Source organism: Gallaecimonas pentaromativorans (assembly GCF_003751625.1).
GTDB lineage: Bacteria > Pseudomonadota > Gammaproteobacteria > Enterobacterales > Gallaecimonadaceae > Gallaecimonas > Gallaecimonas pentaromativorans.
Window position 1 is genome coordinate 1 of sequence record NZ_RJUL01000014.1, and the last position, 16,351, is coordinate 16,351.

At 57.8% G+C, this 16,351-nt stretch carries 15 protein-coding genes, 1 pseudogene and 1 riboswitch; of the genes and pseudogenes, 7 read left to right on the plus strand and 9 right to left on the minus strand.

The window, feature by feature from the left end; genetic code table 11:
• Nucleotides 1-232: 232 nt before the first annotated feature.
• Nucleotides 233-334, plus strand: a riboswitch (TPP riboswitch).
• Between the two features lie 158 nt (nucleotides 335-492).
• The 6 genes and pseudogenes from thiC to EDC28_RS19040 form a co-directional block, all read left to right on the plus strand.
• Nucleotides 493-2,232, plus strand: a pseudogene (thiC, locus tag EDC28_RS19015) (phosphomethylpyrimidine synthase ThiC); the annotation flags it as partial.
• Nucleotides 2,216-3,163 carry an FAD-dependent oxidoreductase gene (locus tag EDC28_RS19020; RefSeq protein ID WP_123422670.1) on the plus strand — a complete coding sequence of 316 codons (948 nt, stop codon included), beginning with the start codon at nucleotides 2,216-2,218 and terminating at the stop codon, nucleotides 3,161-3,163. The pseudogene thiC and the gene EDC28_RS19020, both read left to right, overlap by 17 nt.
• A complete protein-coding gene (gene thiS / locus EDC28_RS19025) occupies nucleotides 3,153-3,350 on the plus strand; it encodes a sulfur carrier protein ThiS (protein ID WP_123422671.1) in 198 nt (65 codons plus the stop codon). The genes EDC28_RS19020 and thiS overlap by 11 nt, the downstream gene beginning before the upstream one ends.
• Nucleotides 3,350-4,123, plus strand: coding sequence for a thiazole synthase (locus tag EDC28_RS19030; RefSeq protein ID WP_123422672.1), 774 nt, complete (start codon nucleotides 3,350-3,352; stop codon nucleotides 4,121-4,123). The genes thiS and EDC28_RS19030 overlap by 1 nt, the downstream gene beginning before the upstream one ends.
• A 161-nt stretch (nucleotides 4,124-4,284) precedes the next feature.
• Nucleotides 4,285-4,923: a thiamine phosphate synthase gene (gene thiE, locus EDC28_RS19035; RefSeq protein ID WP_336391567.1), complete on the plus strand. Its 639-nt coding sequence runs from the start codon at nucleotides 4,285-4,287 to the stop codon at nucleotides 4,921-4,923.
• Between the two features lies 1 nt (nucleotide 4,924).
• Nucleotides 4,925-5,629: a HesA/MoeB/ThiF family protein gene (locus tag EDC28_RS19040; protein WP_170164179.1), complete on the plus strand. Its 705-nt coding sequence runs from the start codon at nucleotides 4,925-4,927 to the stop codon at nucleotides 5,627-5,629.
• A 39-nt stretch (nucleotides 5,630-5,668) separates the two neighbouring features.
• On the opposite strand, the gene EDC28_RS19045 is transcribed toward EDC28_RS19040, so the two are convergent.
• Complete coding sequence (locus EDC28_RS19045) at nucleotides 5,669-6,823, minus strand: lipase family protein (protein ID WP_123422675.1); 1,155 nt, start codon at nucleotides 6,821-6,823, stop codon at nucleotides 5,669-5,671.
• Between the two features lie 27 nt (nucleotides 6,824-6,850).
• Nucleotides 6,851-7,390, minus strand: a complete 540-nt coding sequence (locus EDC28_RS19050) for a DUF6795 domain-containing protein (protein ID WP_148049881.1) — start codon at nucleotides 7,388-7,390, stop codon at nucleotides 6,851-6,853.
• Nucleotides 7,391-7,741: 351 nt separating this feature from the next.
• On the opposite strand from EDC28_RS19050, the gene EDC28_RS19055 reads away from it, so the two are divergent.
• Entirely contained in the window at nucleotides 7,742-9,211 is a 1,470-nt protein-coding gene (locus EDC28_RS19055) for a sensor domain-containing diguanylate cyclase (RefSeq protein ID WP_170164180.1), read from the plus strand.
• A 12-nt stretch (nucleotides 9,212-9,223) separates the two neighbouring features.
• Here EDC28_RS19055 and EDC28_RS19060 read toward each other — a convergent pair whose 3' ends face one another.
• The 7 genes from EDC28_RS19060 to metF all read right to left on the minus strand — a co-directional run bounded on the left by EDC28_RS19060 (nucleotide 9,224) and on the right by metF (nucleotide 16,291).
• Nucleotides 9,224-9,859: a DUF4919 domain-containing protein gene (locus EDC28_RS19060; protein WP_050660182.1), complete on the minus strand. Its 636-nt coding sequence runs from the start codon at nucleotides 9,857-9,859 to the stop codon at nucleotides 9,224-9,226.
• 201 nt (nucleotides 9,860-10,060) lie between these two features.
• A complete protein-coding gene (locus EDC28_RS19065) occupies nucleotides 10,061-10,507 on the minus strand; it encodes a hypothetical protein (protein WP_123422678.1) in 447 nt (148 codons plus the stop codon).
• Nucleotides 10,508-10,562: 55 nt separating this feature from the next.
• Nucleotides 10,563-11,492, minus strand: a complete 930-nt coding sequence (locus tag EDC28_RS19070) for a hypothetical protein (protein WP_123422679.1) — start codon at nucleotides 11,490-11,492, stop codon at nucleotides 10,563-10,565.
• Between the two features lie 213 nt (nucleotides 11,493-11,705).
• Complete coding sequence (locus tag EDC28_RS19075) at nucleotides 11,706-12,161, minus strand: hypothetical protein (protein ID WP_123422680.1); 456 nt, start codon at nucleotides 12,159-12,161, stop codon at nucleotides 11,706-11,708.
• Entirely contained in the window at nucleotides 12,162-13,061 is a 900-nt protein-coding gene (locus EDC28_RS19080) for a lysozyme family protein (protein WP_050660180.1), read from the minus strand.
• A gap of 174 nt (nucleotides 13,062-13,235) precedes the next feature.
• Nucleotides 13,236-15,128 (minus strand): M61 family metallopeptidase, encoded by a 1,893-nt coding sequence (locus EDC28_RS19085; RefSeq protein ID WP_050660179.1) that lies wholly within the window; start codon nucleotides 15,126-15,128, stop codon nucleotides 13,236-13,238.
• A 260-nt stretch (nucleotides 15,129-15,388) separates the two neighbouring features.
• On the minus strand, nucleotides 15,389-16,291 hold the full coding sequence (gene metF, locus EDC28_RS19090; protein ID WP_123422681.1) for a methylenetetrahydrofolate reductase: 903 nt from the start codon (nucleotides 16,289-16,291) through the stop codon (nucleotides 15,389-15,391).
• Between the last annotated feature and the right edge of the window lie 60 nt (nucleotides 16,292-16,351).

Here is a 16,351-nt window from a genome sequence, read left to right on the forward strand (position 1 = left end):
CTACTCACTTATCTTTATCGGTCAAGGCCTTTTTAAGCTCTGCTTTCAAGTCCTTCACCGCGCTTTCCCTTGGCGACGAGGCGGCATTATAGGGACCTAAACGCAGGCTGCAAGGGGTTTTTGCGAAAAAAATCGAATACCGGCTTTCACACAACTCACACACCGTTTAAGCACAACTTATCCACAGAAACGGGCCCTTTACAGGACAGATGATTTCGATTTAGGCTAAAAATCGTTCTTGTCGGAGTGCCTTAGGGCTGAGATCACGCTAGACGTGGGATCCGTGGAACCTGATCAGGGTAATACCTGCGAAGGGAACAAGTGAGACACACAATCTGAAACCGTCTCCCGGATGGGGTGTAGCTTGGCTGCACCTCTCTCACCGTGCACATCGGCCAGCAACGTTTTTGCATTTTGAAAACGAGGTTAGCCATGTCTACATCATCATCTTTCATCCAGGGCCAACTGAGCCCAGACCTTACTCAGCCTTTGCCGGGTTCCCGTAAAGCCTACCTGTGCGGTAGCCGCGCCGACATTCAGGTGCCGGTGCGCCAGGTGCTGGCCAGCGACGGCGGCGGCCAGGTACTGGTGAATCTCTACGACAGCTCGGGTCCCTTTACCGACACGCCGGTGGATATTCGCGTTGGCCTGGCGCCGCTTCGCGAAAGCTGGATAACCGAACGGGGTGACACCGAGCCTTTGGCAGGGGTGAGTTCCGACTTTGCCCGGCAGATGGCCGAAGAGACCGCCACCATGCCGCGCTTTGCAAGCCGCCGGCCGCTACGAAGAGCCAAAGCCGGCAAGCGGGTAACCCAGCTGCACTATGCCCAGGCCGGTATCATTACCCCCGAGATGGAATACATCGCCATCCGCGAGAATATCGGGCTGGAACAAGCCAGAACCGAGCAGCGCCACCGGGGCCAGGATTTCGGTGCCACTATTCCGAACGCCATTACCCCCGAGTTTGTGCGCCGGGAAGTGGCCGAGGGCCGGGCCATCATCCCTGCCAACATCAACCATCCGGAAGCCGAGCCAATGATCATTGGCCGCAACTTCCGGGTGAAGGTGAACGCCAACATCGGCAACTCGTCTGTATCGAGCGGCGTCGACGAGGAAGTGGAGAAGCTCATTTGGGCCACCCGCTGGGGCGCCGACACGGTGATGGACTTGTCTACCGGCCGCAACATCCACCATATCCGCGAGTGGATAGTGCGTAACTCGCCGGTGCCCATCGGTACTGTGCCCATCTACCAGGCGCTGGAGAAAACCAAAGGTATTGCCGAGGACCTGACCTGGGAGCTGTTCCGCGACACCCTGATCGAGCAGGCCGAACAAGGGGTGGACTACTTCACCATTCACGCCGGGGTGCGGCTGGCCTTTGTGCCGCTGACCGTGGACAGGGTGACCGGCATTGTCTCCCGTGGCGGCGCCATCATGGCCAAGTGGTGCCTGGCCCATCATCAGGAGAGTTTCCTTTACCAGCATTTTCGAGAGATCTGCGAGATCTGCGCCGCCTATGACGTGTCGCTGTCTTTGGGCGACGGCCTGCGCCCCGGCTCCATAGCCGATGCCAATGACGAAGCCCAGTTCGCCGAGCTGCGCACCCTGGGTGAGCTGACTAAGATCGCCTGGGAATACGACGTTCAGGTGATGATTGAAGGCCCCGGCCATGTGCCGATGCAGCTCATCAAGGAAAACATGGACGAGCAGCTCAAGCATTGCCACGGCGCCCCCTTCTACACCTTAGGGCCGCTCACCACCGACATTGCCCCCGGCTATGACCACATCACCTCCGGCATTGGCGCGGCGCTGATCGGCTGGTTTGGCTGCGCCATGCTTTGCTACGTGACCCCCAAGGAACACCTGGGCCTGCCCAACAAGGACGATGTTAAAGAAGGGCTTATCGCCTACCGCATTGCCGCCCACGCCGCAGACTTGGCCAAAGGCCACCCGGCAGCCCAAGCCTGGGACAACGCCCTTTCTCGCGCCCGCTTTGAATTTCGCTGGGAAGACCAGTTCAACCTGGGGTTGGACCCGGTGCGGGCCCGGGAGTACCACGACGAAACCATTCCCAGCCCGGCTGGCAAGGTGGCCCATTTCTGTTCCATGTGCGGGCCCAAGTTCTGCTCCATGAAACTGAGCCAGGAGCTGTCGGCCAACCGCGACGGCCTCAAGGCCCAGGCGCAGCGCTTTAAAGAGCAAGGGGCGCAAATTTATGTCAACCAGGACTGATGTGCAGATCCACGGCTTTGGTCTGATGGGGCGCCTGCTGTGCTGGCGCCTGAAAAAGGCCGGGCTCAGGGTGGCCTGGACCGATCCTCACCCGGCCAGCGCCGCCGGCTGGGTGGCCGCCGCCATGCTGGCCCCCAAGGCCGAAGCGGTGCTCAGTAGCCCGGCTATTTTTGCCATGGGCAACGCCGCCCTGCCCCTGTGGCAGGCCTGGCTTAGCGAGCTTGGCGATATTCAGCACGGCTTTACCGGCACCCTGGTGGTCAGCCACCCCCAAGACCAGGGGCTGATGGTGGATTTCAGCCGCCGCACCGAATGCGAGCCTTGCCAGGCGGGGGATTTGGAGCCGGCCCTGGCGGACCGCTTTGGGCGCGGCCTGTGGCTAAGCGGCGAAGGTTATCTCGATAACAGCGCCCTGATGCATCGCCTTGGCGCACTGGGCTCGAGCAACCAGGGTAGCGGCGAGGCTGCCATCATCGTTGATTGCACCGGCGCCGCCGCCGAGCTGCCCGACCTTCGCGCCGTGCGCGGCGAAGTGGCCAGGCTCCATGCCCCGGAGGTGACCCTCACCCGGCCGGTGCGGCTGCTGCACCCCCGTTACCCTCTTTATATCGTGCCGCGCCCTGATGGCCGGTACGTGGTGGGAGCCACCGAGATTGAAAGCCGCGACCACAGCCCGGTGTCGGTGCAGTCGGCCCTGGAGCTGCTGTCTGCCGCCCACAGCCTACACCCCGGCTTTGCTGAGGCGCGTATCGAGTCTTTGCAGGTGGGGCTACGCCCCGCCTTTACGGACAACGAGCCAAAGCTTGCTTGGCAGGGCAACCGGCTCAGCATCAATGGCCTTTACCGCCACGGTTTTATGATTGGCCCAGTGCTCGCCGAGCGCGCGGTCAGTGACATCACCGCCCGCCTGGGGGGCCGCCATGTTCATTGAGCTTAACGGCAAGCGCCTGCTGGTAACGGGCACCCAGCCTCTTGAACGGCTACTGGAGAATCACCAGGCCAAGCCGCCCTATGCGGTGGCGGTGAACGGCCGCTTTGTGCCCAAAGGCCAATACGCGGCTCTTTATATAAAGGAGGGAGACCGCATCGAGGTGCTGGCTCCCATGGAGGGCGGCTGATGCACCTTTATGATGTGGAACTGACCAGCCGCTTTTGGCTTGGCACCGCCAGTTACCCTTCACCGCAGCTGTTGCTGGAGGCGGTCAAGGCCGCCAGGCCCGGGTTGGTCACTTGCAGCCTGCGCCGCCAGGGCCAGGGCGGGGGCGATTTCTGGGCCTTTTTGCAGGCGCTAGGTATTCCGTTGCTGCCCAATACCGCCGGTTGCCGCAGCGTGGATGAAGCGGTGAACCTGGCCTTTATGGTAAGGGAGCTCTTTGCCACCCACTGGTTGAAGCTGGAGATCACCGGCGACGACTACAACCTGCAACCGGACCCCTTCGCCTTGGTGGACGCCACCCGCGAGCTGACCCGCGAGGGCTTTCAAATCTTCCCTTATATGACCAGCGATTTGGTGCTGGCCAAAAAGCTACTGGATGCCGGCGCCCAGGTACTGATGCCATGGGGGGCACCCATCGGCTCGGGCCAGGGGCTCAATGACATCAGCAGCCTACGCACCCTGCGCCAGCGGCTGCCAAAGATCCCCATGGTGATTGACGCTGGCATCGGCCGACCCTCCCATGCCTGCCAGGCCATGGAGCTGGGCTTTGATGCGGTGCTGGCCAATACCGCCGTGGCCCAGGCGGCCAGGCCCGCCGCCATGGCCGGCGCCATGGCTCAGGCGGTGCAGGCGGGGCGGGCTGGTTTTCTAGCTGGCCCCATCAGCGCCCGGGAACTGGCCCAGGCCAGCACCCCTGTGGTGGGCACGCCTTTTTGGCATAAGGAGGAGTCATGACCTTCTTATATAAAGACGCGCTGCAACTGGGGCCAGAACAGGATGTGCTGCACCTTGGCGAGCGGCAGCTGACCTTAAGGCACGGCAAGGGGGATTTACCCCTGGCACCGGTTAGCCTGGATGACTGGCTGGCGCAGCGAGGGGGCGATGCTCGCTTGCCCGTGCTTAGCGGCGAAGCGCCAAGTCAGCCCTTTGCGCCCTGCCCGTTGCGGCTCGGTTTTTATGGGGTGGTGCCCAGCAGCGACTGGCTGAAACGGCTCTTGGATCTGGGCGTTAAAACCCTGCAGCTGCGTTTTAAAGGAGAAGCCCCTGAGGCAGAGCGCCAGGTGGCCCAGGCAGTAAGAGCTGCCCAGGGTTATCAAGCCCGGCTCTTTATCAACGACCATTGGCAAGCCGCCTTGCACCATGGCGCTTATGGCGTGCACCTGGGCCAGGAAGATTTGCTGACAGCCGATCTGGAACAATTGAGCCTGAGCGGTATTCGCCTGGGCCTCAGTAGCCACGGGCTTTTTGAGCAGGCCAGGGCCTTGTCGCTAAGGCCTTCCTATATTGCCTTTGGCGCCATCTTTGCCACCCCCACCAAGGCCATGCCCACCGCCCCCCAAGGGCTGGCGCGGCTTAAGGCCTTTTGCCAGCGCGCCGGTAACACACCAACGGTCGCCATCGGCGGCATTGACTTCACTAACGCCGAGGCGGTGCTGGCGCAGGGGCCAGGTAGCCTGGCGGTCGTCAGAGCGGTCACCGAAAGCGCCTACCTTGATGCTGACGTTCACCGCTGGCTCGCGCTCTGTGGAGGCTGACATGCGCCACCACCGCCAACAGCTGCTTTGGGGCAGCGAAGGTCAGGCAAAGCTTGCTGCCAGCACAGTGGCCATTGTTGGCCTCGGCGGCCTGGGTAGCCCGGCGGCCCTTTACCTGGCAGGCGCCGGGGTGGGCCGTTTGCGGCTTATTGATGCCGACAAGGTGGAGCTCAGTAACCTGCACCGGCAAATTCTCTATAAAAGCAGCCACGTCGGCCGGCCCAAGGCCGAAATGGCCCGCCGCCAGCTAGAGGCGCTTGACCCCCAGTGCCAGGTGGAGGAGTGCCCTTCCTATATAAAGGAGGAGAACATCGCCCCGCTCTTGGCCGGGGCCGACCTGGTGCTGGACTGCGCCGATAACCTCGCTACCAAGCAGCTATTGAACCGCTGGTGTGTCAGCCATGGCCTGCCGCTGGTGAGCGCCGTTGCCAACCGCTGGCAATACCGGGTGCAACTGGTACGCGGCGGGCCCTGCCTTGCCTGCCTGTACGGCGAGGCCGAGCAAGGGGCCGGCAACTGCGACAGCCTGGGGGTGGCCGGGCCACTACTGGGCATGGCCGGCAGCTTTCAGGGGCTGCTGGCCATTCAGCAACTGCTGGGCATGGCGCCAGCTCAAGACCGGCTTCATCTTTTTGATGGTCAAAAGCTCGCCTGGAACAGCTGGCAGCTAAGCCGCGACCCTGCCTGCCCGGTTTGCAGCCAATAAAAAAGCCCGGCCATGCCGGGCTTTTTCGTCTCAAGCGGCTTAGTCGAGCAACTTGAGGGAGTTGCGCACCATGCGGCCCAGGGCTTTTAGCATCAGGTCAAACACGCCGCGAATAAAGGCGGCGGTGAGGTTGATAACCACGCCTGCCACTTTGCCAGCAAAAACCAGCATATGGCCAATAAGCCCCTTGGCCTGGGCGGCCAGTTTGGTGCCGGCCTGGGCTATTTTCTCGATGGTCTGAGCCAGGATGTCGTACACGGTAAAGCTGGTGGCCAGGGCCATTTGGGCTGCCACCGCCGCGTAGTAACCGGCGTCCTTGAGCAGGGTGATCAGCGCCGCGCCAATCTTGTCGGCCCAGTAGCTGGTGAAAGAGGCATTAAGCCGCTTGTCGAAATCCAGGCGCACCGGGGTATTCATAAAGCGCTCGGAGTTCTGGTGCAGCTCATCCCAACCACCTTTACTGGCGGTATTCACATAACCGGGGGAACCGTCGTAGCCCATGGAGTGGGCGGCCATACTAAAACCCTGGGAGCCATCGAGGCGATACTCGGTGCCGCCGGCCGGAATGTGCTGGAAGGGCCACAGCGGCACCTTGGGCACCACGTCGGCGCCGTGGGTGCAGCGGTAGATCCGGTCGATATTGGCGGTGGCGCTGCGGGCAAAGCCAGCCTGCCCTACCCTTGGGCAACCGAAGGTGTAGAGGTAAGCGGGCCGGCCATAATTGATGGCTACCCAATCGGCGGCCAGGGTCGCCAAGGCGCCGCCGAGGCTGTGGCCTACGCAGTGCACGGCGCCACGGCCGGGGTTGGCATCGAGGTAGGCTTTCAGGCCGGGCTTGATGGAGTCGAAGGTACGCACAAAGCCAAAGTGGGCGGCCGAGCCGTTGTCGGCAGAGGCCATACCGAAGTTGGCGTCGGTCAGGGCGTCCACCACATTCTTCATGTTGGTGCCGCGCATGGCGATAACGTGGTCGCCTTCGAACTCCGCCTTACCCTTACCGACCAGCGAAAACCCCAGGGTTTTACGGAACAGGGCAAAACCGGATTTACCGGTCAGGGCCTCTGATTCCAGATCGAAGATCCGGCGAATATCGGCAGAAGGCGCGAAGTTGTAGCGGCCATTGGCGCTGCGGTTTTCGGCCGAGTAAGTCAGCAAGGCCAGTTGCGAGGCCACTTTCGGTGAAATAAAGCTCATAACAAATCCCTTTGACGTTGATACAGGTTAGTTATCCTTCCATCTGCATATCGAGACGGCAGTAAAAGGCATGGCTGAAAACTGCGCGTCATGAAAATCGAAATACTCTTCGGCATTGTCCAGGTCACATTCCAGGAAATGCAGTTTTTCTTTCACGACATCAACCGGCCGAATGGTGGGAATACTCATAAACCAAAGCAGGTATTTTTTACCGCTGTATTCCACTTCCAGATTTTGGCTACGCACCACCGTGGTCATTTCGGAGGGCTTTTTGTCTTCAATTTCCTTTTCCGGGAAACTGAATTTACCCTGGCTGTCGGTAATGGCGGTGTCGACATAGGGCTGCTTGAACTGGTTGCTGTCCAGGGTGCGGGTGACCTCCACATGGCCCACCGGTTTGCCGTGGAGAGTGATCACGCCGTTGATCTCGGGAGAAAGGTGATAGCTGGCTTTTTTACCGAAGAAAAGCATGGCGTTAGGCGCTCCTGACCAAAGTAAGGCAATACAGACCAGCACCAGGGTAACCAGTGCAGACAGCGGCTTGGGGGTAATTAAGAGGTGTCTCATGAAATAGCATAATCCGTTAGTCTTTCGTATAGCATCCGTGCGACGTGCCAAAAGATTATACAAGGCCATTGCATAACGCAATCTTCCGCCGGTTTTGCCGGTAAAAATAGGCATTGGCAAATTCAATATAAAAACCTTTGCCAAAGGCGAATATAAAACAATGCCGTTATAGGTAGAGATTGAATTGATAAAAAGAAAATACAATATCTTTTAATTAATAAACGGCCGCAAATAATTTAATTAAAAATAAATCGACATACCCTGCCGGTAAAAGCGTTCTTATCAATGCCTTGGAAATGCTATGATTTCCCTTTGCGGGCAATCAGTTACCAATTTGATAGGGAGCGTCAGATGCTCAAAAGACACCAACCCCTGGCCAATATCAGGGTGAAAACCCTCTGGCTGTTCTGCGGGGTGCTGTTTGTGGTGTTTTTCCTGATGAGTTGGAGCAGCTACCGGGTTGCCCAGCGCTCCATTAGCCAGCAGATTGAGCACAACTCTCTGCCGCTCACCAGTGACAACGTCTACTCGCAGATCCAGCGTGACCTGGTGCAGCCCACCTTTGTGGCGACCCTGATGGCCCACGACACCTTTGTGCGCGACTGGGCCATGCAAGCCACACCCAGCGCCACACCCATGCAGCGCTACCTGGCGGAGATAGACCAGCGCTTTGACACCATCATCGCCTTTTTTGTCAGAGACGCCGACCGCCGCCTCTACCTGCCTGATGCCGCCGAACATATCATCGACGCCACCAGCCATCGCTACGACTGGTACGAAAAGGTCAAAGCCCTGCCCGAGAACAAGCCTTATCTGGTCACTGTGGGTATGGACCCAGAGCGACAGGGGCAGATGGACATCTTTATCGACCACAAGGTCTACGACTACCAGCACCGTTTTATCGGCGTGACCGGGGTGGGGCTTTCGGTAGAACAGGTGCATCAATTGCTCGCACGTTATGAGCAGCGCTACCAGCGCCGCATTTATTTTGTGGACCGCCAGGGTAAGGTGGTGCTTAGCGGCCAGCGCTTTGAGGGAGAAGACAGCCTGCAAGCCATGCCGGGAATGGCCACTATCGCCGCTCAGTTGTTGTCTGCCCCTTCAGGCAGCTACCACTTTGAGAGCGGCGGCCACAAAACCTATGTCAATGCCCGGCTGGTGCCGGAATTCGACTGGTACCTGGTGGTGGAGGAGCATCAGGCCGCCTCGCTGCAAGCGGTGTTTAAAACCTTCCTTATCAACGTGGCCATTGCCGGCCTTATTACCCTGATGGTGCTGGGCATCAGCCTGGCGACCCAGGGGCGCTACCAGCGCAAGCTGGCAGCCCAAGCCTCGGTAGACCCGTTAACCCTGGCCCTTAACAGGCGCAGCGGCCAGGAGCTGCACCGCCTGATGCTGGACGAGTGCAACCAGCAAAGCCAGCCGCTGTCGGTACTGGTGCTGGACGTTGACCATTTCAAGCAGGTGAACGACCAATATGGCCATGAGGCCGGTGACACCGTACTCAAAGACATGGTGCAGGAGATAAAGCAGCATGTGCGCGAGTCAGACGCCATCTGCCGCTGGGGCGGGGAGGAGTTTCTGGTGCTGCTTAATGGCTGTGACTTGACGCAAGCCCTATCTCTGGCTGAGCGGATCCGCACCGGCATGAGCGCGCACCGCTTTACCTTCAAGGGCCAGGCTTTTTACATCACCCTCAGTGGCGGGGTCGCCCAAAACGGGCCCAAAGAACCTTTGGAAGAGGTGGTGAAACGGGCCGACGCCGCCCTCTACCTTGCCAAGGAAAACGGCCGCAACCAGATCCAAACCGGCGCGGCCTGAGCCAGGGCCAGCTTACTTTTCACCTTCGCTTATCATCTTCATCAACCGGGCAAAATGCGCCTTGGGGTTGAAGTACAGGGTGACCTGCTCGCCGTCTTCTGAGGTGGCGGTGAGGCGGTCACACATGATGGGCCCCGACACCAGCGCCTGATCCTTGGGCTGCAACTGCATCAGGTAAAGGGTGTTGTATTCCTCGGCCACGGAAATGGTCTCAAGGGCGGTCGCCGGGGTTTTACCGTTACCGGACGCCATCACCGAATCCAGCAGCCCTTTGGTCCAGGCAAAGTGCGCCTTGGACTGAGCGCCCTGCCCCAGCTTATCCAGGGCGATGGCGGTAAAGAACTGCACCCGCATATCCACCGGGCATTGCGGCAACCAGTTTTGCCCCAAGGTGGCGGCCTGTTGCCATTGCTTGGCCATCATGGCCTCGTCCATGGCTTTGACCGGGTTGCCCTGCTCGCAGCGGGCGATGTACTGGTCGCTCCATCCCAGCTGTTTGCGCATCCCATCATAATCGGCAGGGGCAGCCCAATCGGTGACCAGCGGCGTCAAAGGCTCCGCCTTGGCCACGGGCGCCGCCGGTTTGCTGGTGGTCGCGCAGCCGCTCAACAGCGCCGCAAGGGCAAGACCAATCAGGGGCTTTTTCATCATCGATTCCTGTCCGGGTAGCGCAGCCTGTTATCCACCAAGGCCACTGTTAGCTTTACTTACTACCGCGATGCCAGGATTTTGGCCAGAAAAAAGAAAAGGACGCACTGTTTGCGCCATTAAAAATAAAAAGCCCGAAGACTCGGGCTTGGGGGTGCGAAACCAGCATTACCACCTCTCTTGCAGGTAGCAAAATACACTTTAGTTTGGCAAATCTTCCACAGTGCAGTGCTGCTCGCCCAGTTTGTTCTCATCAAACGGCAAGGTGCATTTTAGCAAGAACGCCGTAGCTCCCTTCAGGCTGACATCCACGGTGAAAGCCAGCTTGTTATTCTCGACCTTGGCATCGTCTATTTCGACAAAACTGATGTCGTTTCGAATATCGAAACTGTTGCCGAATCGGTCCTGATAAGTGCAGAGATCCCGCTGCTCCAACACCTTATCGCCGCGGGTCAGGCTGATCTTGGGGCAAGGATAGTAAAGCTCGGCATTGTATTGCAGGTAGTGCAGGCGGCTCTTGCCAACCTCAACATCGAAAGCGAGCTTGGGCTTAACAACCTCACTTTCTTGCGCCTGGCAGCCAAGGGCAATAAAAACGGCACTGGCCAAAAGCAGCTTGAGCCCTATGGCTCGACTAAATTGGTTCATTATTTATTCCGGCCGAGCGGACGCCTAATTCAACTTTTTTACTCAAATAAGCACGTTATTTCAGGCTTAATCCGTGGATCTGCCGAGTCTTCACCTCAGAGCGAACATAAGCTGCGTCAGGCCTACCCAACAGCGCAATGACCAAACGACATATCAGCGCCTCCATCTGAAGCAGCACATAACTTGAGTATCCAGTATCGTTGTTGCCGCCATAGGTAGCAAAACCCAGCGGCTCTTCAAAAAATAGCGCCTCATGGATTGTGTCATTACGCGCAACAGATACTTCTGACCTTTGATCGACTGGCCTGGCCCAGGCAGGTACCGGGATATCAAATTGCTGACAAGTCCACTCGATCCTACTGGCATGGCTCAGCCTCTTCGTTGGTTCAAATCGCTTACTGGCCAGCTTGAAGCAAGCATCAAGCGCCATATAGAGGTAGGTAAATCTCTCGAATGATAGATGCTTAGGGTTTTGCGCTAGAAACAGACAATGGATTACACCTATCATCCGCTTGCCCTGTCGCAGATCAACCATATTATCCATCCAGTAACGCTCAGCTAGCTCGACTGCATCGCTTAGTTGGGTACCGTTGGTTAAAATGAAATCCGTCAACTTTCCCGTCTTGACGGGTGTTGCATCCAGATAACCCGCTTCAGATGTTGTTAGCCGTATCCCTTCGAAAAACCCCAGACACCAAACCAAAAAATCGAGATGCTGTTTATTGTCATCCGTTGTATGAGTGATGCGATGAGTAAAGGGTAACTGAAATACTCTTAAGGAATAGGGAAGTTGCGTTGTAACTCCACTGACGGTGTTGTAGCTGGCAGCAGTCGGGGCATAAAACCAATCCTTGTGCATCCATTCTGAGCAGAGTATGGACTCCACGTTACTTGAGGCGTCATCCAGCGTTTCTATTTGAACAGCATCCATTGAAATGGACTCTTTTTTTGGCCAGAAACCAAATTTTGCTGAGACCTTCGGCATTCATCCATCCTCAGTACGGCTCGGCGTTTAAAGTAAACTGATATTACTTATACAAACTCATCAGCCAAAGAAGTCAGTTGCGAGAGTAGGTACACTAAAGATATTCAAATTATTGAGTGCATATCTCTCTCGTAAGAATCAATCGCATTCGGCGCGCTACGCGCCATTTCCCAACAGCATTAAAAAAGCCCGAAGACTCGGGCTTGGGGGTTATCACTTGGCCGGTGGTAAATCTTCCAGTACGCAGTTGGGTTCACTCAGGCTGTCGGCGGTGAAAGTAAGAGTGCATTTTTGCAAAAACGCATCGGCGCGGCGCAGGCTGATATCCAGGGTGTAACTCAGGGTATTGCCGTTAATGGCCGCATCGCTGATCGCGTTATAAGAGACATCGTTGCGCAGATCAAAAGGGCTGTTGTCTCGCGCCTGGTATACACACAGCTCTTTGGATACCAGGGTCTTGCCGGCTTTTTGCAGGCTGACCACCGGGCAGGGGAAATCAAACTCCGGGTCGAACTGCTGGTAGATAAAGGTGCTGTCGCCCACCTTGGCGTTCAAGGTGCTGGTGGCTTCCATGTCGTAGCCGCCTTGCTCGGCGGTATTGGCCTGGCAGCCGGCAACCAGGCTGGCACCAAAGGCAAAGGAGAAGAGCGCGCGCGAAAAGGGTAACATTTACTTTTTTCCGTCCTTGTCTTTAATGGCGTCGGCGAAATTGGAGCGGCGGGTAAAACGGTCTCCCGGCACCCCAGACCAATTGCTTTGGTCCTGAATAACATCCTTGAATTTCACATACTCGCCGTCCGCAACAAACTTTTGGATAAGGCGCCGAGTGGCTGGAGTGTAATCACCCCGATAGCGTAAATCTACCAGCAGGTCGATGACCGTTTGCGGCGTTTTGTCCCAATCTACCGTACCGTAATGCTTTACCTGCGATGCCCCGGCGCTGATACGTTTCACATCGTCCAGCATAAACTGGTAGGTCTTTTTAAAGAGGGATAATTGCTGGGGCGCGGTTATCTCGAAATCCAGTAAATCATTGGAATAGACAAACTGCTCTGCCGTTTTTCCTTTTTTGGTGGCGGCCTTGCCAATCAGGTTGGCTTTTACCGTATCAATGCCAGCCGTGGTGAGATCGCTGACGATAGTAGCCGTGGTTTTATCGCGCATATCGTAACCCCGGCCAATGGTTAACCCGGAGCTGGCCGAGGGCACGTGAAATACCCGGCTGTGGTAGTAGCCACCTTCGTTGCCTTCAGCGTCCCAGGTCAGGGCGCCTTCGGTGGGCTTGGTGATGGCGGCCACGCTAAAGCCGGCCTTGAGGTAGGCGACCATCTGCTTGAAGGTGCCGGCATTGGCCGAGACCAAGCTGTCGGGCTTGGCCATCTTGACCACTTTGGTTTGAAAGACGGCGATAAGGGTCAGGCAGGCATCATCAACCGTTTCATTCATTGCCAGCTCGGTTAACTTATTGCGCCGAGCGTAGGCATTGAGCAGCGATTTGATCATCAACACGTCGAGGCCATTGTTTCTGCCCCGGGTACCCACCGAGCCTGACATAACGAGCGCGATCATGGTTTTCCTCCCTGAAAACATATTGGCATGAACAGCCATAGTGCCAGCTTCGCGCCAAGATGAACGCAACAGCGGCCCTGCTTAAAAAACATACTTTGCCTATCGCTAATCCCCTGCCGGCCGCGGGGCACAAAAAAGCCCGGCCTAAGCCGGGCTTTTACATAAGGCGAGGCCTTACAGGGGCTTGAGGATCTGGCTCAGGTAATCCTTGGTGCCCTTGATGCGCTCAAGGTGCGGGTACTTGAGGCCACCGTGGTAATCAATCTTGATGGTCTGGTACTTGTCGAAGTCTTTGACCAGCAGCTCGATGGGGGCCTTGTCCTTGGTGGCGGCGGTTACCGCGTCTTTAAGGACATCGCCACTGAACTGGGTGCCGTTTACCGCCACGATAGTCATGCTCGGCGCCAGGCCGGCATTAAAGGCCGGGCTGTCCCACAGCACGTCGCGCATGGTGCCTTCCTTGCTGACCATAAAGCCCAGGGAGTAGGTAAAGTCGGTAGCCTTGTAGCGGCCTTCGATACCTTTGACGGCGTCTGACGGCTTGTCGTTGTACACCAGCTGCCAGCCTTGGTCGTTCAGGGACTTGGACAGGTTCACGTGGCCTTTGAGGCGGTCGTTGAGGAAGCTGGTCCAGTCAAACTTCTCGATACCGTTCAAGGTATTAACCACGTCTTCGAAGCTGTAGGTGTTGATGTCCCAGGCGCCGGGGTGCACGCCGAAGAAGGCCTTGGCGAAGTCGTTCAGGGATTTCTTGTTGCCGCTCAGGTTACGCAGTTTGGCGTCTACCGCGTACCAAATCAGCTGGCCACCTTGGTAGTAGTCTTCGCTCATCTGGTAGTTGCGATAGGCCAGAGGCGCGCGCTGGGCGATGGTGGGATCGTTGGTGGTATCCCAGATATTGCGCCACTGCATGCCGGGGCGGCCTTTGTCGTAGGTGGCGCCCAGCAGGGCCAGCATGTCCATGGCGTTGTCGTGGCTCCAAAGGCCGGAGCGCTCGGCCACGATATAGCCCCAGAACTGGGTCTGGCCTTCGTATACCCACAGGCCATGGTCACGTTTCACCTGGTTGTAGGTAGGGGTCCACAGCTTTTCGGGGCGGCGATATTTACCGTCCCAGGAGTGGTTGAATTCGTGGGCCAAGAGGTCGCGGCCCAGCCAGGATTTGTCCCACTCGGTGAAGTAGTTTTCCTTGGCGCTGTTTTCGCTGGAGCGGTGGTGCTCCAGGCCGATGCCGCCAAGCTTGTCGGTCAGGGCCAGCAGGAAGTCATAGTGGTTGTAGTGGTGGGCGCCGTACAGCTTGTACATCTGTTGTACCAGCTCACGGTGGGCCTTGAGGGCTTCGGGGCTCACTTCCAAGTCTTTGGCGTTGTCGGCAAAGACGTTCAGGTGTACCGGAGTCTTGGCACCGGGGTTCAGATCGATGCGCTTATAGTGCTCACCGGCGAACATCGGCGAGTCCACCAGGTTTTCAAAGTCGATGGCTTTAAAGGCGTAGCTGTCGCCCTTGTGGCTCTCGTTCTCAAGGGCGGTGGCGTAATGCCAGCCCTTGGGCAGGGTGACCGACGGCTCAACCTGGATCTGACGGGTGTAATGGCCAGCCGGGTAAAGCGCCATGGCGTTCCATTGCAGGTTCAGCATTTCCGGGGTCATCACCACCCGGCCCTGATCGGGGTTCTGGGGGGAGAGGAACTTGAAGCTGGCTTTGACTTCGGTCACGCCCTGGGGCACCGCCACATGGAAGGCATACACGTTACCGGCGTCGCGCTCCCAGGTCAGGGTTTTGCCGTTGGCGCTGAATTCGATACCCGCCACCTTGTCGATGGGGCCGGTAGGAGAGTGGTTGCCGGGGATCCAGGCCGGGTACAGCAGGGTCAAATCGCCACTGGCGCTGACCGGGATGGTTTCGTTGATTTGGAAAATACGGTGGCCGATATCGGTGGCATCAACGTGGAGTTTCAGGGTGCCGGGGTAGGCTTTATCAACAGGGGCAGGTACATCGGCGTGGGCCGGCAGCGCCAAGCCCATCAGGGCGCTGATCACAGCAGCCGCTACAGCAGTGTTTTTCAAAGGATACTCCCATCTTTATGTTTTCGGGCGTGACAACGCCACTTTGATTAGGCCGCATCTGCCCTTAAGAGAAGGCGCCAGGCGCTGGGCAAAAACCACATCAGATACGGCTAATGCGACCATACACGTTCAGACCACGGGGCGCTTTAACACTTTTTCCGTTTATCTCGCCAAATAAACGTTTTACCGCGATACCTGAAGGTCTGTTCGGCAAGAGCTGATCACAGTCACAAAAAAGCCGGCGGGCGCCGGCTTGTGGTTTAGCTTGCTTTGGCCAGTTGTGGCCGAACCCCGAGGGTGTGGCAGATGGCATAGCTCTGCTCGGCGCGGTTAAGGGTGTAGAAGTGAAACTCTTTTACTCCTTCTTTGCGCAGTACCCGTACCTGGTCGATGGCGATAGACGCCCCTACCAAAGAGCGGGTGGTGGCATCGTTTTCCAGGCCGTCAAAGCGCTGGGCCAGCCAGTTGGGTACCGCCACGTTGGTCAGCCCGGCAAAGCGTTTCAGGGTTTCGAAGTTACTGACCGGCAGGATGCCGGGCACGATCTCCACGTCGATACCGGCGCTGACGCAGCGGTCACGAAAACGCAGATAGCTTTCCACGTCGAAGAAGAACTGGGTGATGGCGCGGTTGGCACCGGCTTCCACCTTTTTCTTCAGCGCCAGCAGGTCGGCCTGGGCGCTTTTGGCATCAGGATGCACTTCCGGGTAGGCGGCAACGGAAATATCAAAATCCCCTTCTTCACGCAGAATGCGCACCAGATCGGAGGCGTAGTAGTTGGTGTATTGGCGGCCCGGCTGTTTGTCACCGCGCAGCGCCACGATATGGCGGATGCCGCTTTGCCAGTAATCACGGGCGATTTGGCGAAGCTCGGCTTCCGGGGTGTCGATGCAGGTCAAATGCGGCGCCGCGGTCAGGCCGGTGCGCTCACTGATATGTTTGATGACGTTATGGGTGCGAACTCGGCCTTCTTCGGTGTGGCCGTAGGTCACCGACACAAAGCGCGGCGCCAGCGGCGCCAGGCGATCCAGGGCTTCCCACAGGCTGGCTTCGGCCTTTTCAGTGCCAGGAGGGAAGAACTCGAAGGACACCTGAATGTCGTTTTTGAGTTCGCCGACGCTCTGGTTCAGCAGTTCCAGGTGTTGTGCGTGGGACAGTGACATGGTGGCTCCTTCGGGTTCGCTTGTCAGCCATTTATATGTTTAGACGTCTAAATGGCCATG